Below are 26,077 nucleotides of genomic sequence, written 5' to 3' on the forward strand. Positions count from 1 at the left end.
TTAGTTTTTAATGTCAATAGGCTATAAAAGTGGAGTGGGAAGTTTACCCGCTCTTTCTGTTTGTAACGCAACTACTTTAATATAGTTGCGTTTTTGATTATGATTTTATAATTAAAAACCTACTATATTAATTTTAAAATTGAATATTTATAGAGGAGGTTTTATAAAATGAGAAAAGATATATTACTTGAAAAAATAGAAGAGTTAGTAAAACCAATAGTACAAGAATTATCATATGAATTATATTATTTAGAATATATAAAAGAAAATGGCGAATATTATTTAAGAATTTATATTGATAAAGAAGAAGACAGCATATCATTAAACGATTGTGAAAAAGTTTCAAGAAGAGTTAGTGAAATGTTAGATGTTAAAGATCCAATTGAAGATTCTTATTATTTAGAAGTTTCTTCACCAGGTTTAAATAGAGGGCTTTATAGACAAGAACATTTTGAAAAGTTTATAGGAAGAGAAGTTTTAGTTAAATTTAATGGATCTTTAGAAGGTATGAAAAAAATACAAGGTATATTAAAAGATGCAAATGATGAGTTTATAACAGTTGAAGGAGAAAAAGAATTAAAAATTCCAACTGAAAAAATAAAAAGTGCAAACTTAGAGGGTGAAATATAACAAGGAGGAGATTAAAATGAATGAGGAGTTTGTAGGTGCTCTAAAAGAGATAGTAAAGGAAAAAGGAATATCAGAAGATTTACTTTTTACAACTATTGAAGATGCAATGGTTGCTGCATATAAAAAGAATTATGCAAATTCAAATACATCAGCACAAAATGTTAAAATAAGTATAAACAGAGAAAATGGAGAGATCCATGTATATGCTCAAAAAATAGTTGTTGATGAAGTATATGATGAAGTTACAGAAATTTCATTAGAAGAAGCTAAGGCAGTTAATCCTAAATATGAAGTTGATGATATAGTAGATTTAGAGGTTACTCCTAAAAATTTTGGGAGAGTAGCTGCTCAACTTGCTAAACAAGTAGTTACACAAAGAATAAAAGAAGCTGAAAGAAATATAATTTATAATGAATACAAAGAAAAAGAATTTGATATAATAACAGGTACTATATTAAGAAAAGAAAAAGGAATGGTTTTTGTTAGTTTAGGCAAGATTGAAGGTATAATAGGTCCTAATGAACAAATGCCAAATGAAGATTATAGATTTAATGAAAAGTTAAAGCTTTATATAGTTGAAGTTAAAAATGCTTCAAAGGGAGCTCAAGTGCATGTTTCAAGAACACATCCAGGTTTAGTAAAAAGACTGTTTGAATTAGAAGTTCCAGAAATATTTAATGGAGTAGTTGAAATTAAGAGTATTTCAAGAGAAGCAGGATCAAGAAGTAAAATTGCTGTTTACTCTAATGATGAAGAAGTTGATGCAATGGGAGCTTGTGTAGGTCCTAAGGGTATTAGAGTTCAAAATATAGTAAATGAGCTTAAAAATGAAAAAATAGATATAATAAAATGGAGTAAGGATCCAGCAGAATTTATTTCTAATTCATTAAGTCCAGCTAGAGTATTAAGTGCAGAAATAGATGAAGAAAATAAATCTGCTAAAATAGTAGTAGCTGACGATCAACTTTCATTAGCTATTGGTAAAGAAGGTCAAAATGTAAGACTTGCAGCAAAACTTACTAATTGGAAAATAGATATAAAGAGTAAATCTCAACAAGAAGCTTTAGAATCAGAACAAGAAAAAGCTATGGATCAAGATATTGATATGTCAGATGAAATTATAGAAAATGTAGCAGAGTTAGAGCTTAATTGTGAAGAAATAGAAGAATAGGAGAGTGTTTTTAATGAAAGTTAAGAAGATTCCTCTAAGAATGTGCACAGGTTGCATGGAAATGAAACCAAAAAAAGAATTAATAAGAATAGTAAAGAGCCCAGAAGGTGATATATCAGTTGACTTAACTGGTAAAAAATCAGGAAGAGGTGCTTACATTTGTAGGGATATTGAATGTTTTGAAAAGGCTTTTAAGGCCAAAAGATTAAGTAGAAACTTAGATAGTCCTATAAGTGAAGAAATATATGAAAGACTAAAGGATGAAATAGAAAATGAATAAATTCTATAATTTTTTAGGTATTGCGAAGAAATCAGGAAATTTGTTAGAAGGTTATAGCAAATGTGACGATTTAAGAAATAAACTTGATATTCATTTGTTTATAATATCTAATGATTTATCACAGTCTTCAAAAGAAAAATTTATAAAACATTGTAATCAAAAAAATATACCATATATTAATAATTTCTCCAAAGAAGAATTAGGAAATCCTATTGGTCGTGATCAGATTATGATATTAGGAATTCTAGACAAAAATATAGCAAAAAAATTGCTGGAAATATATGAGGAGGAGAACAAATATATGAGTAGATAATTTAACGGGGGTGACTTTATGTCAAAAGTAAGAGTATACGAATTAGCAAAAGAGCTTAATGTAAGTTCAAAAGATTTAATAACATTATTAATGGATGAGTTTGGTGTAGAAGTTAAAAATCATATGAGTGCAATTGAGGAAGAAGAAGCTCAATTAATTAAAGAATTATTGGCAACTAAACCAGAATATGCAGAAGGAAGTTCAGAAGAAGCTAAAAGCTTAGTTGATGAATATGAAGAAATTTTGCAAGATGAACTTAATAAAAGCAAAAAGAAAAAGAAGAAGAACAAAAAAGGATCAAGAGAAACTGAAAAAGAAGATGAAACTATTGAGACAGAAGTAATTGAAATTGGAGAAACTATTACTGTTAAAGAATTAGCTGAAAAGTTAAATAAACCTTCAAATGATGTTATAAGAACATTAATTTTCGCAGGTGTTATGGCAGCAATAAATCAAGAAATAGATTTTGCAACAGCTGAAAAAGTATGTGAAAGTTATGGAGTATTAGTTGAAAAGTTAGAAGTAACAGAAGAACTTGAAGCTGTAGAGGTTGAAGAAGATGAAGAAGAAAATCTTGCAAAGAGACCACCAATAGTAACTGTTATGGGTCACGTTGACCATGGTAAGACATCTTTACTTGATGCTATTAGAAAAGCAAGAGTTACTGATACAGAAGCAGGTGGTATAACTCAACATATAGGAGCTTATACCATAAACTTAAATGGTGAAGAAATAACATTCTTAGATACACCAGGTCATGAAGCCTTTACTGCAATGAGAGCACGTGGAGCTCAAGTAACAGATGTAGTTATATTAGTTGTTGCAGCTGATGATGGAATTATGCCTCAAACTAAAGAAGCAATTAGCCATTGTAAAGCAGCTGGTGTACCAATGGTTGTAGCTATAAACAAAATTGATAAACCAGGTGCAAATCCAGATAGAGTTAAACAAGAATTAACAGAATATGGATTAATAGTAGAGGAGTGGGGCGGAGATACTATATGTGAAGAAGTATCTGCTAAAAATAATTTAAACATAGATAAGTTACTTGAAATGGTATTACTTACATCTGAAATGCTTGAATTAAAAGCTAATAAAGATAGAAAAGCTAAAGGAACAGTAATTGAGGCTAAACTTGATAAAGGTAGAGGATCAGTTGCTACGTTATTGGTTCAAAATGGTACTTTACATGTTGGTGATTCAATTATTGTAGGATCTACATATGGTAGAATAAGAGCGATGTTTGATGATAGAGGTAAAAAAATCAAATCTGCTGGTCCATCAATTCCAGTTGAAGTTTTAGGACTTTCAGAAGTTCCAGAAGCAGGTGATAGATTCAACCAAGTAAAAGATGAAAAGACAGCTAGAATAATGGCAGAAAAGAGAAGAGAAAAAGAAAAAGCTGAATCATTAATGAGTGGAAATAGAGTTTCGCTAGAAGACTTATATAGCCAAATAAAAGAAGGAAAAGTTAAAGAACTTGCTATAATAGTAAAAGCTGATGTTCAAGGATCAGTTCAAGCTATAAATCAATCATTAGAAAAACTTTCAACTGATGATGTTAAAGTAAGAGTAATTCATGGTGGTGTTGGAGCAATAACAGAAACTGATATTACTTTGGCAACTGCTTCAAATGCAATAGTTATTGGATTTAATGTTAGACCAGATAATAATGCAGTAGCACAAGCTGATAAAGATAATGTAGATATTAAAACTTATAGAGTAATTTACGATGCAATTGAAGATGTTAAATCAGCTATGATAGGAATGCTTGAGCCAGAATATAAAGAAGTTGTTTTAGGATCAGCAGAAGTAAGAGAGACTTATAAGATTTCAAATGTTGGAACAATTGCTGGTTGTTATGTATTAAATGGTAAACTTCAAAGAAATGCTGAAACAAGAGTTATAAGAGATGGTATAGTTATTTTTGAATCAAGTTTATCATCATTAAAGAGATTCAAAGATGATGTTAAAGAGGTTAATACTGGATATGAATGTGGATTAACAATAGATAAGTTCAATGACGTTAAAGAAGGCGATATCATTGAATGCTTTATGATGGATGCAATCAAGAGAAAAGAGCTATAAAGAGGTGATATGAATGCCAAACTATAGAGGTGGCAGAATTAATGAAGAATTTAAAAGAGAAATAAGTAATGTTATTCAAAATGAAGTTAAAGACCCTAGACTTACTGCTATGATTTCTGTTACAGATGTTAAAGTTACTAAAGACTTAAGATATGCTAAAGTATATGTAAGTATATTCTCTACTAATGAGGATGAAAAGAAAAGTAACTTCACAGCTTTAAAGAGTGCTGGTGGATTTATAAGAAAAATATTAGGTCAAAGAATAAATTTAAGACATAACCCAGAAATAATATTTGAATTGGATGATTCAATCAATTATGCAATGCATATTGATGAATTAATTGAAAAGGTAAAAGATAAGTAATGTCTTTACAAAGTATAAAGGAAGAAATATTAAAAGCTAAAAAGATTGGTTTGTCTTTTCATACATCTCCAGATGGTGATGCTATAGGAAGTACTTTATCATTACTTAAAGCACTTCGAACTATAGGAAAAGATGTTTATATTATTTCAAGAGATGTTATCCAAGATAACCTCTCTTTCCTTTCTTTATCTGAAGAAATTGATGGTAATACAGTAGAACCAGATCAATGTACTGATTTAGTAATAGTAATGGATTGTGGTAATGTAGAGAGAATTTCTGCTAATTTAGATAATTATAATGGCAGAATAATAAATATTGATCATCATTTATCAAATGAACAATATGGAGATATAAATTATGTAGATTGCAAAGCAGCAGCTACAGCTGAAATATCATATTTACTAATAAAAGAATTAGGTATTGATCTTACTAAAAAGTGTTCTATAAATTTAGAAATAGGTAAAGCTATTTACACATCATTAGTTACGGATACTGGTTCTTTTAGACATTCCAATGTTACAAAAAGAACTCATTCAATTGCTTCAGAACTTATAGAATTAGGAGTAGACAATAGTAAAGTACACAGCAATCTTTTTGAAAATAGAGAATTTAATAAAATAAAATTAATGGGTTATGTATTATCAAATTTAGAGTTATTATTAGAAAATAAAGTAGCTGTAATGGAAATACCATATTATATGTTAGAAAAATTTGATTTATTAACAACAGATACTTCAGATATAATTTCTTTTGGACTTGGAATAAAAGGAGTAGAAGTAGCTGTATTATTAAAGCAATCAGAAAAAGGAATAAAATGCAGTTTAAGATCCAAAAATGATGTTGATGTAAGAAAAGTAGCAGAGGTATATGGTGGTGGTGGTCACATTAAAGCAGCAGGTGCTCTTCAAAAAGATGTAGATTTAGAAGAAGCTAAAAAGAATTTATTAAAAACAATAAAAGAAGAGATGAATCTATGAATGGAGTTTTAAATGTATTTAAAAATAAGGGTATGTCTTCTTTTGATGTAGTTAGAAAAATAAAATTTCTAGCAAAAGAGAAGAAAGTTGGACATACAGGAACTCTTGATCCAGAAGCAGAAGGAGTTTTACCAGTTTGTTTAGGAAAAGCAACTAAAATTATTGATTATATTATGGATTCTAGAAAAGTATATAGAGTAAAATTAATATTAGGAAAAAATACAACTACTTATGATTTAGAAGGTGAAGTTACAAAAGAAACAGATGCTTCTAATATAAAAGAAGATGATGTAAAAGAAATTATACTTTCTTTTTTAGGCGAATATGATCAAATACCACCTATGTATTCTGCGTTGAAACAAAATGGTGTAAGACTTTATGAACTTGCAAGACAAGGAATTGAAGTTGAAAGAGAAGCAAGACGTATAAACATTTATAATATTAGTGATATTGTTTTTGATTTACCATATGTGTCTTTTGAGGTTGCATGTTCAAAAGGCACATATATAAGAAGTTTATGTTATGATATTGGTGAAAGATTAAATGTGGGAGCTACTATGGTTAATTTAATAAGAACGGAAACTTCTATATTTAAAGAAGAAAATAGTGTTAATATTGAAAGTTTAACAACTGAAAATATTGAGAAATATTTGATGAGTATAGAAGATGCTCTTATATCTTATCCTAAATTAACAGTCAATAATTCATTTACAAAGTTATTAGTAAATGGAGTAAAGGTGTATGATAAAAGATTAAGTGATGAAGTTATAGAAAATGATATTTTGTATAGGGTATATGATAAAAAGAATACTTTTATAGGACTTGGAAAGCGAGACAATAAAGGATTTAAAATACAAAAGTTATTATTTTAAAGTGGGAGTAATAAAAATGGTTATTATAGAAAACAACTTTGAGGATATAAAAACTTATAAAAATTATATTGCTCTTGGAAGTTTTGATGGATTACATATAGGTCACTTATCATTAATAGATAAAGTTACGAAAATAGCAAAAAAAAATAATGGTAAAAGTATGGTCTTTACATTCAAAAATCATCCAAGAAAGTTTATAAATCCCAATAATACTCTTAAACTTTTGATGGAAAATGATGACAAGGTAAAAATATTAGAAGATAAGGGTATTGATATAATATATTTCGCAAATTTTAATAAAGAATTTATGAAGATAACACCAGAAGAATTTATAAAATTTTTATGTGTTAATTTAAATGTAAAAGGAATAGTAGTAGGTTTTAATTATAAATTTGGATATAAAAATTCAGGTGATATTAAGCTTCTAAAGGAACTTCAAAAGAAACATGGATATGAATTACACATAATGGATTCATGTACATATAAAGATGAAGTTATAAGTAGTACTAGAATTAGAAAAGAACTAGAAGAAGGAAATGTATTAGAAGCAAGTATCATGTTAAATAGACCATATTTTATAAAAGGTGAAATTGTACATGGTAGACAATTTGGAAGAATGATGGGTTTTCCAACAGCTAACTTAAAATACAATAAAGATATTATTTTACCTAAAATAGGTGTATATTATACTAATGTAGAAGTCAATAATAAAATATATAAGGGGATTACTAATATAGGTAATAACCCAACTGTTAATGGTAAAGATATTACTGTAGAAACTAATATTTTAGATTTTAATGAAGATATTTATGGAAATATAATAAAAGTTTATTTTGTAAAGAAAATAAGAGATCAAAAGAAATTTGATTCTATCGATGATTTAAAAAAAGAATTAAAAAATAATAAGTCATTTGCAGAAAAGGAAGAAAAAATCGTTAAATAATATTTATTTACAATAATGATTACTTCTGATATAATACCATTGAACCTACTTCTAAGTTTAAAGGCGCCATCTTTTTACTTGGAAATAAGGGGATAAAATACACGGAGGTGCACTTATGGATAAGGCAAGAAAATTAGAAATAATTAAAGAATATGGAAGAGGCGAAGGAGATACAGGTTCTCCAGAAGTACAAATCGCTTTATTAACAGAAAGAATTAACTCATTAACAGGACATTTAAAAGTTCACAAGAAAGATCATCATTCAAGAAGAGGTCTTTTAATGATGGTTGGACATAGAAGAGGTCTTTTAAACTACTTAGCTGATCAAGATATCGAAAGATATAGAGCTATAATAAAAAAATTAGGCTTAAGAAGATAATTTATAGAGCGGGTATTCCGCTCTATTATTTTAAAAAAATTATTAAAGAGAGTTTGAAAGGAGGGTTTCAAAGATGAATAACGTTTTATCAACTAACATTGCTGGAAAAGAGATGAAAGTTGAATTTGGAAAAATAGGTATGTTATCAAATGCAGCTATATTTATGAGCTACGGGGATACCGTTATTTTAACTAATGTTAATGCATCAAGTGAGCCAAAAGAAGGAATAGATTTCTTTCCTTTAAGTGTTGAATATGAAGAAAGATTATATGCAGTAGGAAAAATACCAGGTGGTTTTATAAAAAGAGAAGGAAGACCATCAGAAAAAGCTATATTAAATGGTAGAGCTGTAGATAGAACTATTAGACCTTTATTTCCAAAAGGATATAGAAATGATGTTCAAGTAGTTTGTACAGTTGTTTCAGTGGAAAAAGATAATTTACCAGAAATATTAGCAATTAATGCTGCATCAATGGCATTATGTTTATCAAGCATACCTTTTACAATTCCAGTTGCAGCTGTTCAAGTAGGAATTATAGATGGTAATTTTGTTGTTAATCCAAATGCAGAAGAACGTGAAAAGAGTTCTCTTCATCTAACTGTTTGTGCAACTAGAGAAAAAGTAATGATGATAGAAGCAGGCGGAGATGAAATTCCAGAAGATACAATGATTTCAGCTATTAAATTTGGATTTAATGAATGTCAAACTATTATTGATTTTCAAGAAGAAGCAATGAAGAAATTTGGAAAAGAAAAAAATACGCCAGAATTATTTACTGCTGATGAAGAAGTAGAAAAAGATGTAAAAGCATTTGCTTCAGAAATGATAAAAGAAGCTATGTATATAACTGACAAAGACGAAAGAAATGCAGCTATAGATGCTGTAAATGAAAAAGTCAAAGAAGAATTTAGTGAAAAATATGAAGATAAATTAGGTGACATAAAAGAAGTTCTTTATAACATGCAAAAGAAAGTTGTTAGACATATGTTATTAAAAGACAAGAGAAGACCTGATGGAAGAGCTTTCGATGAAATAAGACCTTTAGGTTGTGAAGTTGGATTACTTCCAAGAACACATGGAACAGGATTATTTACAAGAGGACTAACACAAGTAATGACAGTGGCAACATTAGGTGCTGTAGGAGATATACAAATCTTAGATGGAATAGATGAAACTCAATCTAAGAGATATATGCATCACTATAATTTCCCAGGATATAGTGTAGGAGAAGTAAAACCTTTAAGAGGACCAGGTAGAAGAGAAATAGGTCATGGAGCTTTAGCAGAAAGAGCACTTGAACCATTAATCCCATCTGAAGAAGAATTCCCATATACAATTAGATTAGTATCAGAAGTATTAAGTTCAAATGGATCTACTTCACAAGCATCAGTTTGTGGTTCAACATTAGCTTTATTAGATGCAGGTGTTCCGATAAAGAGACCAGCAGCAGGTATAGCTATGGGATTAATTACATCAGAAGATTTATCAGAAGAACAGGTATTAACTGATATTCAAGGAATAGAAGATTTCTTTGGAGATATGGACTTTAAAGTTGCTGGTACTACAGAAGGAATAACTTCAATTCAAGTTGACACAAAACTTCAAGGATTTAGTTTTAATGTAGTAGAAAATGCAATTCGTAATGCTAGAAAAGCTAGATTAACTATAATAGATAAAATTAATGAATGTATATTAGAACCAAGAAAAGATGTTTCTTTATATGCACCAAAGACTGAGACAATTCAAATAGATCCAGATAAAATAAGATCTGTAATAGGTGCAGGTGGTAAAGTTATCAATAAGATAATTCAGGATACAGGAGTTAAGATCGATATAAAAGAAGATGGAGCTGTATTTGTAAGTTCAAGCGATCACGAAGGTGTTAAAGAAGCAATAAAGATAATTGAAGGATTAACTAAAGAGGTTAAGGCTGGAGAAATTTATTTAGGTAAGGTAACTAAAATAACTACATTTGGAGCTTTTGTTGAAATTCTTCCAAATAAAGAAGGTTTAGTTCATATATCTAAATTAGATAAAGAAAGAGTTAATAAAGTAGAAGATATTGTTTCTGTAGGAGATGAAATTTTAGTAAAAGTTACTGAAATTGATTCACAAGGTAGAATAAATCTTTCAAGGAAAGATGTTTTATTAGATCAAGAAAATAAAGAAGAAAAATAAAGGGCAATTAATTTGCCTTTTTTACCCTTCTTTAATATATCTTATTCAATATAATATAAATTAATGAATTTAAAATCGCTTTGGCGATTTTTTTTATTATAATAATTTAAAATTTCCCCTTAACATATAGCATGAATTGTAATTATTATTATATAAATATAATAATAAAAAATTTCATATTAAAATTTATTATGGGAAAAATAAGATTATACTTATAGAATTTTAAGCAATTCATAAATGGAAGGAGAGCGCTAATTATGTATAATATGTATACTTTAAATAATGGGCTTAGAGTTATAACAGAGAAAATAGATCACTTAAATTCAGTAAGTGTTGGAATTATGATACAAAATGGTTCAAGAAATGAAAGTGAAGAATTAAATGGGATATCTCATTTTATTGAACATATGTTTTTCAAAGGAACTAAAAAAAGAAGTGCTAAACAAATAGTAGAGGAAATAGAGAATGTTGGTGGTCAAATAAATGCTTTTACTAGTAAAGAAGCAACTTGTTATTATATAAAAGCTTTAAATACTCATTTAGACTTAGGTTTAGATTTACTTTCAGATATGATATTGAATTCAAAATTTGATGAAGAAGAGATAGAAAAGGAAAAAGGTGTAATAATAGAAGAAGTTAATATGAGCCAAGATTCACCAGAAGATGTATTAGATGATAAACATTCAGAGACTGTTTTCGGCACAAATCCTTTATCTTATCCTATATTAGGAACTATGTCTAAAATAAAATCATTCACTAGAGAAAAAATTCTAAATTTTATAAGTGAAAAATATACTCCTTATAATTCAGTAATATCAGTTTGTGGAAAATTTGATGAAGATGAACTGAAGAAATTAATAGAAAGTTGTTTCGGTAGCTGGAAAAGTTCTAAGAAATACATACCTAAATATAATACTCCAATAATTCATTGTGATTCTGGGTATATAAATAAAGATATAGAACAATTACATATTTCATTAGGATTAAAAGGTTTACCTTATAGAGATAAAAATAGTTATCCTTTAGTATTACTAAATAACGTTTTAGGTGGAGGCGCATCTTCTATACTTTTTCAAAAGGTAAGAGAAGAATTAGGGCTTTGTTATACAATATATTCTTATTTACAACCTTTTCAGGGAATAGGAACTATAAATATATATACAGGACTTAGCAAGAATTATGCTGATAAAGCACTAGATGTTATAAATAGAGAAGTAATAAAATTTGCTAATAATGGTATAACTAAAAAGCAATTAGAAATTAGTAAAGAAAAAATAAAGGCAACTTATATTTTAGGTTTGGAAAGTACTAGCTCAAGAATGTTTGCCAATGCTAAAAGTTATCTTTTCACAAATAATGTTTTTACAGAAGATGAAGTTATAGAAAGAATTGATGCAATAGATGAAAATGATATACAAAATGTATTAGATGAGTGCTTTAAACCAGGAATATTGAATGCTGGTTATGTTGGTCAAGATGTAAATTATAATGAGTTAAATAAAATAATATTAAAGGATGTCAAGGCATATGATAATACTTTAAATAGTAATAAGACGTTAATTTAATTATACTTGTAATAAATGTTTTTCTTTAATCATATTATGTTATGAATGAAAGAGGAGGATTTATTATGGGAGAATTAAACAATGTAAAGTATTTAAGTGACATAGAAAAATATGAGTTAATAAATATTAATGATGGTGAAAAATATGATTATTTAGCAAATAACGATTTAATAATAGATGACGATGGGAATTTTAGATTTTTAATTATTAATACAAATGTAAGTAAATTTAGTATGTTTGGAAGTAAGGAGTTTTTAGAAATTCCTTGGGAATGTGTAAAAAAGATAGGATCTAAAACAATAATACTTGATGCGGATGATGAAACAGTAAAAAAAGTTAAACTTTAAAATGGTATGCAAATATTATATTATTAAGTATGAAAAATTAATATTTGTAATCATGAAAGGAGGATATTTATTAAAGTAGATTAAATATAGAAGATTATATTTAGAACTATTTTGATAAATAATTAAACAATTGAAGATAGTTGTTCAAAAATTTGGAGGAACCTCGGTTTCAACATCAGAAAAAAGACAAAAAGTAATAGAAAAAATTAAACAAGCAAAACAAGAAGGTTATAATCCAGTTGTAGTTGTTTCTGCAATGGGAAGAAAAGGTGATCCATATGCAACTGATACTTTACTATCTTTAGTAGATGAAGATTTTAAAATATCAAATAAATTAGCACAAGACCTGCTTATGTGTTGTGGTGAATTTATAAGTTCAGTTGTAATGAGTAATGATTTGTATACTGCGGGAATAGACGCAGTACCATTAACAGGTGGGCAAGCTGGAGTTATAACTAACAACAATTTTACTGATGCAAAATGTATAAATACAAATCCAAAGAAGATATTAAGCTTAATATCTCAAGGAAGAGTTCCGGTAGTTACAGGATTTCAAGGAATAAGTGAAGAAGGATATTTTACAACACTTGGAAGAGGTGGAAGCGATACAACAGCATCAATTCTTGGAGTTGCACTTCAAGCTGAATGTATAGAAATCTATACAGATGTTGATGGTATTATGACAGCAGATCCAAGGCTTGTAGAAGATGCTAGTTTAATAGATATAATAAGCTATAATGAGGTGTTTCAGTTAGCAGATCAAGGAGCTAGCGTTATACATCCAAGAGCTGTAGAAGTAGCAATGCAAGCTAATATTCCTTTAGTTATTAAAAACACTATGAGCAGTTGTAAAGGAACATTAATAAATAATCTTGGAGATAAGGGAAATGAAAGAATAATAACAGGTATAACACATCAAAAAGATAGAATTCAAGTTCTAATTAAACTCGCTGAAAATAAAGATAATGAGAAATATCAAGATGTATTAGATTTATTGGCTGCTAATAAAATAAGTTTAGATTTAATAAATATATTTCCAGATAGACAAGTATTTACAATAAGCATTAAAGATAAAGAAATTGTAGAAAATATACTAAATAATTTTAATTTAAAATATCATCTAGTAGAAGATTGTAGTACTATAGCAGTAATAGGATCAAGAATGAATGGTAGACCGGGAGTAATGGCTAAAATAATTAAATCTTTAGTAATGGCCAATATAGAAGTTTTACAGACAGCTGATTCAAATATGACAATTTGGTGTTTAATTCACTCAAAAAATACTAAAGAAGCTATAAATATACTTCATAAAACTTTTAATTTATCATAGTACGAAATAAGTAGGTATATAATCATTCCTTCCGTGCAAAATAATTGTATGGGAGGAATGTTTTTATGAACGAAATATTTAATGGTGAAAATACTAATGAGAAAAACAATAATACTAAAGCAGAAAATAAAATGCAATCTATAAAAGATTTTGGAAATACTACATCTGTAACTCCAAACAAAAGTATACAAGTTTTATCTATAATAGGTCAAATAGAAGGACATATGATATTACCACCACAAACAAAAGCTACAAGATATGAACATATTATACCTCAGCTCATAGAGTTAGAACAAAATGACAATGTTAAAGGGATTTTAATTGTTTTGAATACTGTAGGAGGAGATGTGGAAGCAGGTCTTGCTATTGCAGAAATGATAAGAAGCATGTCTAAACCAACTGTTTCAATAGTCACAGGAGGAGGACATTCTATAGGAGTACCACTTGCAACAGCATCAGACTATTCATTTATTACCCCATCTGCAACAATGATAGTTCATCCAGTTAGAATGAACGGATTTATAATAGGTGTAGCACAAACTTTTGAGTACTTTAAAAAAATGCAAGAAAGAATAAATGATTTTATTATAAGAACATCAAATATAAAAAAAGAAAATTTAGAGAAGTTTATGTTACAAACTAATGAATTATTAAATGATGTAGGAACAATATTAATTGGTAAGCAAGCGGTTGACTGTGGACTTATAGATGAAGTTGGTGGTATAAAAGAAGCTATATCAAAATTAAAAGAATTAACAGAAAGACAATAACTTATTTAACAGCTATAGAAAAAAATCTATGGCTGTTTTTTATTTTTAATGGTATCTTATTTAAAGGAGAACTTTTATCTATGTAGAAATAAATAATAATGAGGTGATTAAATGTGAGCAGAAGAGGAACTAAAAGTGGAACTAAAAGAAGTAATAAAAAGAGCAAAAAAGAAAATAATATAAATAAGGATATATTAGGAATAATATACATGGCAGTAGGATTAATACTTGCTATAGCTATATACACTTCTTTTGCAGGATTGCTATCTTCTTTAGCACAAAATTTTTCTTATTTATTAATAGGGGTAGGAGCTTATGCTATACCTGTATATTTAATATACTTTAGTTTACAATATATTAAAACCAGAGGAAATGTACAATTTGGAAAAAGGTTTTTAGGAATATCAATGTTAATATTGATGATAATATTAAATTGTTCAGTTATAAGTATTCAAATGATGGATGAAGCAAATAGTTTTGGAGATAATATTAGATTTATTATTGATAATAAAGAAAATTTACATGGTGGATTAATAGGTTATTTTATATGTTACCCATTATATAAGTTTATAGGGGGTATAGGGACTTATATTCTATTTTTTACTTTATCTGTTATTGCACTTATATTAATATTTGATGTAAATTTATATGATTTAGTAGTTGTAGCTAAGGATAAAGGTGAGAAGATTAAACGAGACAGAAATTTAAAAGCTAAAACAAGGGAAGAGGTTAAGGTATTAGATAATACTTTTGTAAATGTAGTTGAAAAAGAAGGGTATTTTCCACCGGCAAATAAAGAAAAAGATGAAATTTTATCAAGTGTGGATAAAAAAATAAAGATTTTGGATTTTATGAAAAATGATAATACTAAAGGTGTTGTGGAGGAAGAGGTTTCATCAGATATAGAAAATCATATTTTTGAAAATATGACAGAAGAAAAAAAATCTTCTAATAAAAAGGTGAAATTAAATAAAGAAGAAAAAGAAAATATGAGTACTGAAATAGAAGAAAATATTTATGAAAAACAAGAGAAAGAAGAAGTTCCATATTTTTATCCAGGTTTAGATCTTTTAAAGATAAATAAAACTCTTAAAGGATCTGATAAGAAAGAATTAATTGAAAATGCCAGTAAACTTGAAGAAATATTATCAAACTTTGGTGTTGATGCTAAGGTTACTCAAGTTACAAAAGGACCATCTGTTACAAGATTTGAATTGCAACCAAGTCCAGGAGTTAAGGTAAGTAAGATAGTGAATTTATCAGATGATATAGCACTTGGACTTGCAGCATCAGGTATTAGAATAGAGGCACCTATTCCTGGGAAAGCAGCAATAGGTATAGAAGTACCTAATGCACATCAAGTAGCTGTATTTTTAAGAGAGGTATTAGAGTCAAATGAATTTATTAATTCAAGTAAAAAATTGGCTTTTGCGCTTGGAAAAGATATTTCAGGTAAATGTGTAGTTGGAGATTTGAGTAAGATGCCACATACATTAATTGCAGGGGCAACAGGTTCAGGAAAAAGTGTATGTATAAATTCACTTATAATAAGTCTATTATATAAATATAGTCCAAATGAAGTTAAATTACTTATGGTTGATCCAAAGGTTGTTGAACTTAATGTTTATAACGGAATACCACATCTTCTAATTCCGGTAGTTACTGATCCTAAAAAAGCTGCTGCTGCACTTAATTGGGCAGTAAATGAAATGACAAGAAGATATAAACTTTTTGCAGATATGGGTGTAAGAAATATGGAATCATATAATGAACTATTTAATAAAGGAACGATAGAAGAAAAACTTCCTTATATAGTTATTATAGTAGATGAATTAGCAGATTTAATGATGGTTTGTCCTAATGATGTAGAAGATTATATAGGTAGATTAGCTCAAATGGCAAGAGCAGCAGGTATGCATTTAGTAATAGCTACTCAAAGGCCATCTGTAGATGTAATAACTGGTGTAATTAAAGCTAATATACCATCTAGAATATCATTTGCAGTTTCATCACAAATAGATTCTAGAACTATACTTGACAGCTCAGGAGCTGAAAAACTTCTTGGAAAAGGTGATATGTTGTATTATCCAGTTGGAGAAAGTAAACCTCTTAGAGTTCAAGGATGTTTTATATCAGAAGAAGAGGTAGAGCAAGTTATATCCTTTATAAAATCAAGTCAAGGTACTAGTAATTATGAAGAAGAAATAATAGAGCATATAAACAATGAATCACAATCATCAATATCAGAAAATGGTGAGGATGCAGATGAATTACTTAATGATGCCATAAATGCTGTAATTGATTATGAGCAAGCATCAACTTCTTTTCTTCAAAGAAAGCTTAGAATAGGATTTAATAGAGCTTCTAGAATAATGGACCAATTAGAAGAGAGAGGTATAATATCTGAAAAAGATGGAAGTAGACCTAGAAAGATACTTATTAACAGAGAAGAATTATATGATAATAAAGAGGAAAATTAAAAAAATATAAGTAAAATGAATAAATTTAGTTTATAATATTGCTGTTAATATTATAATTAATTTAGTATAATTAAGAAACATTAGGATACGGGAGGATAAAAACTTGACTAAATATAAGGTTGGAATGGTGAGTTTAGGATGCGATAAAAACAGAGTGGATTCTGAAATCATCCTTGGAAGAATGAATAATGAATATGAAATAACGAATAATGCAAAAGAAGCAGACATTATAATTGTAAATACATGTGGCTTTATAGAATCAGCTAAACAAGAATCAATAGATACTATATTAGAAATGGCACAATATAAAAATAACTATAATTGTAAGCTTCTTATAGCAACAGGATGTTTAATACAAAGGTATGGGAAAGAATTAGTAGACCTTATACCAGAAATAGACATAATGCTAGGAGTTAATGATTATAATAAAATAGATAAAGTTATTACAGAATTTATTGAAGGTAATAAGGTAGCAGCTCAATTATTAAATTATTCAGATGATAACATAAATGAAGGAGAAAGAATTATTACAACTCAAAAAGAAAGTGCATATATAAGAATTGCAGAAGGATGTAATAATTTTTGCACATATTGTATAATTCCTAAAATAAGAGGAAAATTTAGAAGTAGAAAAATAGAAAATATTCTAAGCGAAGCTAAAGATTTAGCTGGTAAAGGTGTTAAAGAGTTAATATTAATAGCTCAAGATACAACAATGTATGGTAGTGATATTTATGGAAAAAAGACATTACATATGTTATTAAAAGAATTATCAAAGATAGAAGGAATTAAATGGATTAGAGTTCTATACTGTTATCCGGAAGCTATATATGATGAGCTAATCGAAGAAATTGCAACTAATGAGAAAGTAGTAAAATATTTAGATATACCTATACAACATATAAGTGATCATGTATTAAAACTTATGGGAAGAAAAACAAGTAAGAAAGATATAACTGATAAAATAGAAAAACTTAGAAAAAGTATACCAGATATTATAATAAGAACAACTTTTATAGTAGGATTTCCACAAGAAACAGAAGAGGATTTTCAAGAAATAATAGAATTTTTACAAAAATACAAATTAGATAAAGTAGGAGTTTTCAAATATTCAAGAGAAGAAAATACACCAGCTTCAAAAATGGATGGTCAAATAGATGAAGAGATAAAAAATAAAAGAGAAGAAAGATTAATGTTATCTCAAGAAGAAATTTCTAATAATATAAATAAATTTAAAGTTGGCAAAAAATACGATATTTTAATTGAAGAATATAATGGTGAACATTATAAAGGGCGAAATTTTGAAATGGCACCTGATATAGATGGAAATGTATTTTTTGAATCTCAAAAGAAATTGAATATAGGTGAATTCGTTAAGGTAAAAATAATCAAAAATATGGAGTATGATTTAATAGGAGTTGTTGAAGATGAATCTTGCAAATAAATTAACTTTAATTAGAATATTTTTGGTACCTGTTTTTCTGGTATTTATAGTTGTTAAAAGAATACCTTACGGCAGTTTTATAGCTACTATTATATTTGTATTAGCTGCGTTAACAGATAAACTTGATGGATATATTGCAAGAAGTAGAAATCAGGTTACTAATTTTGGTAAATTTATGGATCCGCTAGCTGATAAATTACTTGTTACTACTGCATTAATTACTCTTGTTGAAATGCATATAGTCCCAAGTTGGGCTGCTATTATAATAATAGCACGTGAATTTGCAGTATCTGGATTAAGAACAGTAGCAGCATCCGATGGTAGAGTAATAGCTGCAAGTTGGTGGGGAAAGATAAAAACAGTAATACAAATAATAGCTATAGTATTATTACTATTACAAGTTAATATAGGTGATTCTAGGTATTTAACTAAGTTAGTTATTAATAGTGAATTTTGGAGAAACTTCTTTAATACAATTCCAAGTATAATGTTGATAGCAGCTGTTATAATAACTATAATTTCTGGATATGATTATTTTAGAAAAAATAAAGATTCTATATCCACAAATAGATAAAGGTTAAAAAAATATAATTTGGATATAATTACAATAAGGCATATGAAAATAAATAAGAAGTCAAAGATGCGACAAATATTTTGTGAAATATAATGACTTGGGGTTTGCTATTAGTAGATTCCAAGAAAGAAGTAGTTCATAAAACAAACTAGCATACTGGCTAGTTATTTATTTGAATGTGCCTAATTCCTTCTTTAATACATATTTTAAAGGAGGAATTTTTATCAATACTGTTGACTAATAATAATAGTTAACTTATAATTATATACAGAACATAAGTTCGATGAGAGGAAGGTAATATTATGGCTAATATAGATACAAATAAATTAAAAGCAATTGAAAATGCAATGGGACAAATAGAAAAGCAATTTGGTAAAGGTTCAGTTATGAAATTAGGAGAAGATAGTGTTTTAAATATTGATTCAATTTCTACTGGATGTTTAGATTTAGATATAGCACTTGGAATTGGTGGAGTTCCAAAGGGAAGAATTATTGAAATTTATGGACCAGAAAGTTCAGGTAAAACAACAATTGCTCTTCATATAGCAGCAGAAGCTCAAAAGAAAGGTGGAGCAGTAGGATTTATAGATGCAGAACATGCCTTAGATCCCTCTTATGCAAGAAATTTAGGCGTTGATACAGAAAATCTTATAGTTTCTCAACCAGATACAGGAGAACAAGGTCTTGAAATAGCAGAAGCACTAGTTCGTTCTGGAGCAATTGATGTAATAATAGTTGACTCAGTTGCAGCGTTAGTTCCTAAAGCTGAAATTGAAGGGGAAATGGGAGATTCTCATATAGGTCTTCAAGCAAGATTGATGTCACAAGCTTTAAGAAAATTAGCAGGTACAATAAGTAAAACGAATTGTGTTGCTATATTTATAAATCAATTGAGAGAAAAAGTTGGTGTAATGTTTGGTTCACCGGAAACAACAACAGGAGGAAGAGCATTAAAATTTTATGCTTCAGTAAGACTTGATGTAAGAAGAATAGACTCAATAAAACAAGGTGATGGTATTGTTGGTAATAGAACAAGAATAAAAATAACAAAAAATAAAGTAGCACCACCTTTCAAACAAGCTGAGTTTGATATAATGTACAATGAAGGTATTTCAAGAGAGGGTAACATATTAGATGTGGGTGTTAAGGAAGAAATAGTACAAAAAAGTGGAGCATGGTTTTCATATGGAGATATAAGATTAGGTCAAGGTAGAGAAAATGCGAAACAATACTTAAAAGAAAATCCTGAAGTTGCAATAGACATAGATAATAAAATAAGAAATAAACATAATTTACCATTGGTGGACGGTGCAATAAATGAAACTTTAAAAGAAACAGTTACTGAGAAGAAGGAAAATAAAGGTAAGTAATAAAAAGCAAAAGAATAATTTCTTTTGCTTTTTTATTCTTTAGGAAATTATATCGTTGGAGTATTTATGCATAACTTATAAAATACTGTATTTTAAAGGTATTATGAGTATCAATAAAGAATAAAAAAATCATATGTAGCACCATTATTTTTGCATTAAGTTTGGAAAGGTTGTATAGCTAAAAAAATAAATTATAAAGAATTTATTTTGTAAAATATGGTTATAATTATAATGTAAATATAACTAAAATTTTATAAAAAACAGAAATAAAAAAACTTATAAAACTTAGTAGATATGAGTATGACAACAATATCATAGCAAGCTTGACATAATTTTATTTTTAATATAAAATAAAAAGGAACACTGGTTTATCATATTCACAATACAGTGAGAATACTATGACACCTACTACGGTTTCTTGTTTACTAAAATAGATAGCTTAACAAGCTAGGAGGTGTTTATATGAATTGGATTTTTATAATAATAGTAGATTTATTTATATTATTAGTATTAGGAATACTACTTTATAAAATGATACAAAGAGTATCAAAAGAAAAAGTTGAGTCTCTTGAAAATGAGGCACAAGATGTTTTAGAAAGAGCTAAAAGAGAAGCTGAAGCTCTTCAAAAAGAAACAATACTTGAAGCTAAAGAAGAGGTTCATAAGTTAAGAAATGACTTTGAAAAGGAATCTCGAGAAAGAAGAAATGAGATTCAAAGACTTGAGAGAAGAGTTATTCAAAAGGAAGAATCACTTGATAAAAAAAGTGATATACTAGAAAAAAGGGAAGAAAAGATTAATCAAAGAATGCTTGATATAGATCAAGTAGAAGCAAAAGTACAAGAACTTTATACCCAAAGAAGAGAAGAATTAGAAAGAATTTCATCTCTTTCTAGTGAAGAAGCTCGCAAAATTTTGTTAGATGAAATTAAAAGAGAAATTTCACATGATGCTGCATTGATGATAAAAGAAATCGAAAGTAAAGCTAAGGAAGAAGCAGATAAAAAAGCAAGAGAAATAATTACTACTGCTATCCAAAGATGTGCTGCAGATCATGTGTCTGAAACTACTGTGCACGTTGTTGCGCTACCAAATGATGAAATGAAGGGTAGAATAATAGGTAGAGAAGGAAGAAACATTAGAACTTTAGAAACATTAACAGGAGTAGATTTAATAATAGATGATACTCCAGAGGCAGTCATTCTTTCAAGTTTTGATCCAATAAGGAGAGAAGTTGCAAGAATAGCACTTGAAAAGTTAATAGTGGATGGTAGAATACATCCAGCAAGAATCGAAGAGATGGTTGAAAGAGCAGTCAAAGATGTAGAGAATGATATAAAAGACGAAGGGGAACAAGCGACCCTAGAAACTGGCATAAATGGATTACATCCAGAACTTATAAGACTACTTGGTAGATTAAAGTATAGAACTAGTTATGGTCAAAATGTATTAAAACATTCCATAGAAGTCTCATACTTAGCTGGTTTAATGGCTTCAGAATTAGGTTTAGATGTTACTCTAGCTAAAAGAGCAGGATTATTACATGATATAGGTAAAGCTGTAGATCAAGAGCAAGAAGGACCTCATGCGTTAATCGGAGGAGACTTAACAAAGAAATATCATGAACAACCATTAATAATAAATGCTGTAGCAGCCCATCATGGAGATGTGGAAATGCAATCTTTAGAAGCTGTATTGGTTCAAGCGGCAGATGCTATATCAGCAGCAAGACCAGGAGCAAGAAGAGAAACATTAGAAGCATATATTAAGAGATTGGAAAAATTGGAAGAAATCGCAAATTCCTATGAAGGTGTAGAAAAGTCATATGCCATTCAAGCTGGAAGAGAGATAAGAATTATTGTTAAACCAGACAAAGTTGACGATGCTGGTACTGCTGAATTAGCGAGAAATTTAGTGAAGAGCGTAGAAGAACAACTTGAATATCCAGGACAAATTAAAATTAATGTAATAAGAGAAACTAGAACAGTAGAGTTTGCTAAATAAAATTAAAAGATAAAATGTGTATAAAATATGCATTTTATCTTTTTTTATTTAGAAAATATTATAAATAAAAAGGAATTTTGCTTAATATATAGAATATATATTAATGTAAACGATTTTTGTATAATAATTCTAGGAGGAATAATAAAAATGGAAGTATTAAAAGTATCAACTAAATCAAATCCAAACTCTGTAGCAGGTGCATTAGCAGCAATAATAAAAGAGAAAAATATAGCGGAGATTCAAGCCGTAGGAGCAGGTGCAATAAATCAAGCAGTCAAAGCTATTGCTATAGCAAGAGGATTTGTAGCACCAAGTGGAAAAGATATTATATGTGTACCTGCCTTTACAGATATACAAATAGATGGAGAAGAGAGAACTGCAATAAAACTTATAGTACAACCTAGATAACATAAAAAGGTTTAATAAATATGTATCTTAATTATTTTTAAGTTGAAATTACTACTAAAACAGTATATACTAAAATAGTTGGATGCTATATTTATTAATTAATTTTTTATAAAGAGGTGGATATAATGGTATCAAAAGAAGTTATAGTAAAAAGTTCATCAGGTCTTCATGCTAGACCAGCAACGTTATTAGTAAAGAAAGCTTCAGGATTTAAGTCAGACGTTAGCATAGAATACAATGGTAAAAAAGCAAACGTTAAGAGCTTAATAGGAGTTTTATCTTTAGCTGTTACTAAGGATGCTACAATAAAAATTTCAGCATCTGGAGATGACGAAGCTTTAGCAGTTGAAGAATTAGCAAATTTAGTTCAATCTTTAGATGATTAATATTTATTAAAAAGGAGATGTCTCTAATATGTACATATACTTAAGAGACATCTCTTTTGTTATGTGTAATTTTATAAATATATTTTTAAATAAAGTTATTAAACATAATATTATTTAATTTACAGGGAAAAATTATAGTAGGTACTTCAATTTAGTTTTTTACTAAAATTACTATCACATTTAAATAATAATGAGATTAAATTTAATGCTGATATAAAAATAATTATATATATTATTCTTTGAATTAAAGGTATTTTAAAGGAAAGTAAAGTTACTAAATTAATATTTAGTAAACCTATTAATCCCCAATTAAAAGCACCAAGGATAACTAAAACAAAAGAAATTTTATCAAATATATTTAACTTATACATTTTTAATCCACTCCTAACTTTAGATATATTATGATTATATATATGATTAGAAACAAAAAATAATAACATTAAGTAAATTTTTTAATAAAGTACTATGAAAATATAAAAAATATGTTATAATACGAATATTGAAAGAAAAAAATAAAAGTATATTCGTGTGGAGGTTTGATATGAGAAATTTATATAGCACACCATTAAATTCAAGATATGCATCAAAAGAAATGAGTTTCATTTTTTCAGATGATATGAAATTTACAACTTGGAGAAAACTATGGGTAGCTCTTGCAGAATGTGAAAGAGAGCTAGGTTTAAATATAACAGAGGAACAAATAAGAGAACTAAGAGAAAATATTAATAATATAAATTATGAAGATGCCATTAAAAAAGAAAAAGAAGTAAGACATGATGTAATGAGCCATGTATACGCATATGGTCTTCAATGCCCAAGTGCTAAAGGAATAATACATCTTGGAGCAACTTCATGTTATGTAGGTGATAATACAGACATAATAATAATGAGAGATGCGCTTTTATTAATAAAAGATAAGATAGTAACAGTGCTAAATCATTTGAAAAATTTTGCTATTCAATATAAAGATCTACCTACTTTAGGTTTTACACATTATCAACCAGCTCAATTAACTACAGTGGGAAAAAGAGCAACTTTATGGATGCAAGATTTAGTAATGGATATAGAAAATATAGATTTTGTTATACATAGTTTAAAACTAAGAGGAGTTAAAGGTACAACAGGAACTCAAGCTAGTTTTATGGATTTATTTGATGGTGACGAAGAAAAAGTTAAAAATTTAGATAAAATGGTAGCAGAAAAAATGGGATTTGATAATAGCTTTGGAGTTACAGGTCAAACTTATCCAAGAAAGCTTGATTCAATAGTTTTAAATACTTTATCAGAAATTGCTCAAAGTGCTTATAAATTTAGTAATGATTTGAGATTACTTCAAAGTATGAAAGAAATGGAAGAACCATTTGAAAAAAATCAAATAGGATCATCAGCAATGGCATATAAGAGAAATCCTATGAGAAGTGAAAGAATAAGTGCTTTAGCTAGATATGTAATAGTTGATTCATTAAATCCTGCTATAACAGCGGGAACTCAATGGTTTGAAAGAACTTTAGATGATTCAGCTAATAAGAGATTATCTGTTGCAGAAGGATTTTTAGCTTTAGATGGGGTTTTAAATCTTTACATAAATATAGCTGAAAATATGGTGGTGTACGATAAAGTTATATCTTCACATGTAGCTAGGGAATTACCATTTATGGCTACTGAAAATATAATGATGGAAGCAGTTAAAAGAGGTAAAGATAGACAAGAATTACATGAAAAAATAAGAGTTCATTCCATGGCAGCTTCACAAAGAGTTAAGGGTGAAGGATTAGATAATGATTTAATAGAAAGAATAATAAATGATGATTCATTTGGATTTACTAAAGATGAGATATTATCAATAATAGATCCTAAAAAATTCATAGGTAGAGCACCAAGCCAGGTGGTAGAATTTATTAATGAATATGTAAATCCTATTATAGAAGATAATGAAAAAGCTTTAAAAATTAAAAGTGAAATAACTGTTTAAAGATATAGGATATCTTAGAAAAATGATTCTAAGATATCCTTATGTTATAAGGGGTATGAAAATAAATAACAAGTGAAAGATGCGACGAATGTTTTGATAAATACAATGACTTTGGTTCTGTTAATAGTTGTGCTATTAGTAGGTTTTAAGTAAGGATTAGTTTACAAAATAAATCAGCACACTGACTAGTTATTTATTTGAATGTGCCTAAGTAAAGTGTTTTAATATATTTCTATTGATCTAATTTTAGGATATAATATAGGATATGTTAAACTTAAAGGATAGTTTAATTTGTTATAACTATGACAACAATAAAGATAGTCTCCATCAGGAAGAATATGAGTTATTATTCCAGAATGAAAAAATCTTCCTAATTTAGGTGTATAAAATTGTATTATATCACCTTTTTTTAATGGAATATTTTCCTTTAGTTCCATACCTAATTCATTTTTTATTATATATAAGTACAATTCTTCAACTCTCACCCAAGCATTGCTATAAGGTTTCCATGTATTTGAGTTTTTCAATCCACCACTATATAGGGCTTGAGATACAAAATTAGTACAATCACCACCTATTCCTTCAAAAGATTTGTATTCAGGATTAGCCTTTAAAGCAAATTTTTCTGCATATTCACAAGCTTTTAAAGGGTTATAAGAAGAGCTTGTAGGTATTGAATAGGGTGTTCTATAGCAGTTATTAATCTTTAAGTATTTATCATATAGACGATCTAATACCTTTATTTTAGAACTCCAAACACTTATTTTATTTGAAGAAATAATATTTGTTATTTGCAGAATATCTTTTTTTAATATTTCTTCATATAGATTTGGATTTTCTTCTTTGTTAACCAAAAAGATTATTTTAAATCTGTGATGAGTTTTTGTTAATATAAGCAAATATTCATCTAATGAATAGGATATTATTCCTTTAGGGGAGTTACTTAATGAAAATGATTTTAAATATTTGAACTTTATTTTAATTAAATTGCAGTTTTTTTCTAATATTTTATATTTATATTTAGTTTTTATATTACTAGGGTTTATATTTAGTTTTTTTATCCATAAAGAATTAAAGCATTTTTTTAAATATAAATCTTCTAAAATATTTTCATTTAAGTTATGTTTTCCTTTTAAAAATAAATTAAATTTATCATAGGGAGTAGATAAAATTTTATAAAAATAATGTAAATCTCTTAATAACAATATATCACCACCAAAAAATAGGTTTA

General features: G+C 28.0%; 25 protein-coding genes. 23 read left to right on the forward strand and 2 right to left on the reverse strand.

Annotated features, from left to right (window positions below; all coding sequences use genetic code 11):
• Nucleotides 1-168: 168 nt before the first annotated feature.
• The 22 genes from rimP to BGI42_RS05950 all read left to right on the forward strand — a co-directional run bounded on the left by rimP (nt 169) and on the right by BGI42_RS05950 (nt 22,874).
• On the forward strand, nt 169-630 hold the full coding sequence (rimP, locus tag BGI42_RS05845) for a ribosome maturation factor RimP (RefSeq protein ID WP_069679429.1): 462 nt from the start codon (nt 169-171) through the stop codon (nt 628-630).
• Nucleotides 631-646: 16 nt separating this feature from the next.
• On the forward strand, nt 647-1,801 hold the full coding sequence (gene nusA / locus BGI42_RS05850) for a transcription termination factor NusA (RefSeq protein ID WP_069679430.1): 1,155 nt from the start codon (nt 647-649) through the stop codon (nt 1,799-1,801).
• 13 nt (nt 1,802-1,814) lie between these two features.
• The gene (gene rnpM, locus BGI42_RS05855) at nt 1,815-2,081 is read left to right on the forward strand and encodes an RNase P modulator RnpM (RefSeq protein WP_069679431.1); all 267 of its coding nucleotides are present in this window, start codon (nt 1,815-1,817) and stop codon (nt 2,079-2,081) included.
• The gene (locus tag BGI42_RS05860; RefSeq protein WP_069679432.1) at nt 2,074-2,394 is read left to right on the forward strand and encodes a 50S ribosomal protein L7ae-like protein; all 321 of its coding nucleotides are present in this window, start codon (nt 2,074-2,076) and stop codon (nt 2,392-2,394) included. The genes rnpM and BGI42_RS05860 overlap by 8 nt, the downstream gene beginning before the upstream one ends.
• An 18-nt stretch (nt 2,395-2,412) precedes the next feature.
• Entirely contained in the window at nt 2,413-4,482 is a 2,070-nt protein-coding gene (infB, locus tag BGI42_RS05865; protein WP_069679433.1) for a translation initiation factor IF-2, read from the forward strand.
• A gap of 13 nt (nt 4,483-4,495) precedes the next feature.
• Nucleotides 4,496-4,846: a 30S ribosome-binding factor RbfA gene (gene rbfA, locus BGI42_RS05870; RefSeq protein WP_069679434.1), complete on the forward strand. Its 351-nt coding sequence runs from the start codon at nt 4,496-4,498 to the stop codon at nt 4,844-4,846.
• Complete coding sequence (locus tag BGI42_RS05875) at nt 4,846-5,823, forward strand: DHH family phosphoesterase (RefSeq protein ID WP_069679435.1); 978 nt, start codon at nt 4,846-4,848, stop codon at nt 5,821-5,823. The genes rbfA and BGI42_RS05875 overlap by 1 nt, the downstream gene beginning before the upstream one ends.
• Nucleotides 5,820-6,695: a tRNA pseudouridine(55) synthase TruB gene (gene truB / locus BGI42_RS05880; RefSeq protein ID WP_069679436.1), complete on the forward strand. Its 876-nt coding sequence runs from the start codon at nt 5,820-5,822 to the stop codon at nt 6,693-6,695. The genes BGI42_RS05875 and truB overlap by 4 nt, the downstream gene beginning before the upstream one ends.
• Before the next feature lie 16 nt (nt 6,696-6,711).
• Complete coding sequence (locus tag BGI42_RS05885; RefSeq protein WP_069679437.1) at nt 6,712-7,638, forward strand: bifunctional riboflavin kinase/FAD synthetase; 927 nt, start codon at nt 6,712-6,714, stop codon at nt 7,636-7,638.
• 115 nt (nt 7,639-7,753) lie between these two features.
• Complete coding sequence (gene rpsO, locus BGI42_RS05890; protein ID WP_069679438.1) at nt 7,754-8,017, forward strand: 30S ribosomal protein S15; 264 nt, start codon at nt 7,754-7,756, stop codon at nt 8,015-8,017.
• 73 nt (nt 8,018-8,090) lie between these two features.
• A complete protein-coding gene (locus BGI42_RS05895) occupies nt 8,091-10,196 on the forward strand; it encodes a polyribonucleotide nucleotidyltransferase (RefSeq protein WP_069679439.1) in 2,106 nt (701 codons plus the stop codon).
• Between the two features lie 257 nt (nt 10,197-10,453).
• Nucleotides 10,454-11,761, forward strand: coding sequence for a M16 family metallopeptidase (locus BGI42_RS05900; RefSeq protein ID WP_069679440.1), 1,308 nt, complete (start codon nt 10,454-10,456; stop codon nt 11,759-11,761).
• A 65-nt stretch (nt 11,762-11,826) separates the two neighbouring features.
• Nucleotides 11,827-12,108 (forward strand): YlmC/YmxH family sporulation protein, encoded by a 282-nt coding sequence (locus BGI42_RS05905; protein ID WP_069679441.1) that lies wholly within the window; start codon nt 11,827-11,829, stop codon nt 12,106-12,108.
• Nucleotides 12,109-12,238: 130 nt separating this feature from the next.
• Nucleotides 12,239-13,438 carry an aspartate kinase gene (gene dapG / locus BGI42_RS05910; RefSeq protein WP_069679442.1) on the forward strand — a complete coding sequence of 400 codons (1,200 nt, stop codon included), beginning with the start codon at nt 12,239-12,241 and terminating at the stop codon, nt 13,436-13,438.
• Nucleotides 13,439-13,503: 65 nt separating this feature from the next.
• Nucleotides 13,504-14,208: a ClpP family protease gene (locus tag BGI42_RS05915; protein ID WP_069679443.1), complete on the forward strand. Its 705-nt coding sequence runs from the start codon at nt 13,504-13,506 to the stop codon at nt 14,206-14,208.
• Between the two features lie 113 nt (nt 14,209-14,321).
• Nucleotides 14,322-16,688 carry a DNA translocase FtsK gene (locus BGI42_RS05920; protein WP_069679444.1) on the forward strand — a complete coding sequence of 789 codons (2,367 nt, stop codon included), beginning with the start codon at nt 14,322-14,324 and terminating at the stop codon, nt 16,686-16,688.
• Between the two features lie 103 nt (nt 16,689-16,791).
• Complete coding sequence (rimO, locus tag BGI42_RS05925; RefSeq protein ID WP_069679445.1) at nt 16,792-18,132, forward strand: 30S ribosomal protein S12 methylthiotransferase RimO; 1,341 nt, start codon at nt 16,792-16,794, stop codon at nt 18,130-18,132.
• Nucleotides 18,116-18,706 (forward strand): CDP-diacylglycerol--glycerol-3-phosphate 3-phosphatidyltransferase, encoded by a 591-nt coding sequence (gene pgsA, locus BGI42_RS05930; RefSeq protein WP_069679446.1) that lies wholly within the window; start codon nt 18,116-18,118, stop codon nt 18,704-18,706. The genes rimO and pgsA overlap by 17 nt, the downstream gene beginning before the upstream one ends.
• 302 nt (nt 18,707-19,008) lie before the next feature.
• On the forward strand, nt 19,009-20,076 hold the full coding sequence (recA, locus tag BGI42_RS05935; protein ID WP_069679447.1) for a recombinase RecA: 1,068 nt from the start codon (nt 19,009-19,011) through the stop codon (nt 20,074-20,076).
• Between the two features lie 462 nt (nt 20,077-20,538).
• Nucleotides 20,539-22,080 carry a ribonuclease Y gene (gene rny, locus BGI42_RS05940; RefSeq protein ID WP_069679448.1) on the forward strand — a complete coding sequence of 514 codons (1,542 nt, stop codon included), beginning with the start codon at nt 20,539-20,541 and terminating at the stop codon, nt 22,078-22,080.
• Nucleotides 22,081-22,227: 147 nt separating this feature from the next.
• Complete coding sequence (locus tag BGI42_RS05945) at nt 22,228-22,488, forward strand: stage V sporulation protein S (protein WP_003369307.1); 261 nt, start codon at nt 22,228-22,230, stop codon at nt 22,486-22,488.
• A gap of 125 nt (nt 22,489-22,613) precedes the next feature.
• Complete coding sequence (locus BGI42_RS05950; RefSeq protein ID WP_069679449.1) at nt 22,614-22,874, forward strand: HPr family phosphocarrier protein; 261 nt, start codon at nt 22,614-22,616, stop codon at nt 22,872-22,874.
• Nucleotides 22,875-23,020: 146 nt separating this feature from the next.
• Here the strand turns inward: BGI42_RS05950 and BGI42_RS05955 are convergent, their stop codons facing one another.
• Entirely contained in the window at nt 23,021-23,245 is a 225-nt protein-coding gene (locus BGI42_RS05955) for a DUF378 domain-containing protein (protein ID WP_069679450.1), read from the reverse strand.
• 170 nt (nt 23,246-23,415) lie between these two features.
• On the opposite strand from BGI42_RS05955, the gene purB reads away from it, so the two are divergent.
• Nucleotides 23,416-24,846, forward strand: coding sequence for an adenylosuccinate lyase (gene purB, locus BGI42_RS05960; RefSeq protein ID WP_069679451.1), 1,431 nt, complete (start codon nt 23,416-23,418; stop codon nt 24,844-24,846).
• Nucleotides 24,847-25,067: 221 nt separating this feature from the next.
• Here the strand turns inward: purB and BGI42_RS05965 are convergent, their stop codons facing one another.
• Entirely contained in the window at nt 25,068-26,051 is a 984-nt protein-coding gene (locus BGI42_RS05965) for an amidase domain-containing protein (RefSeq protein WP_069679452.1), read from the reverse strand.
• Nucleotides 26,052-26,077: the final 26 nt, after the last annotated feature.

Source organism: Clostridium taeniosporum (genome assembly GCF_001735765.2).
Classification (GTDB): domain Bacteria; phylum Bacillota; class Clostridia; order Clostridiales; family Clostridiaceae; genus Clostridium; species Clostridium taeniosporum.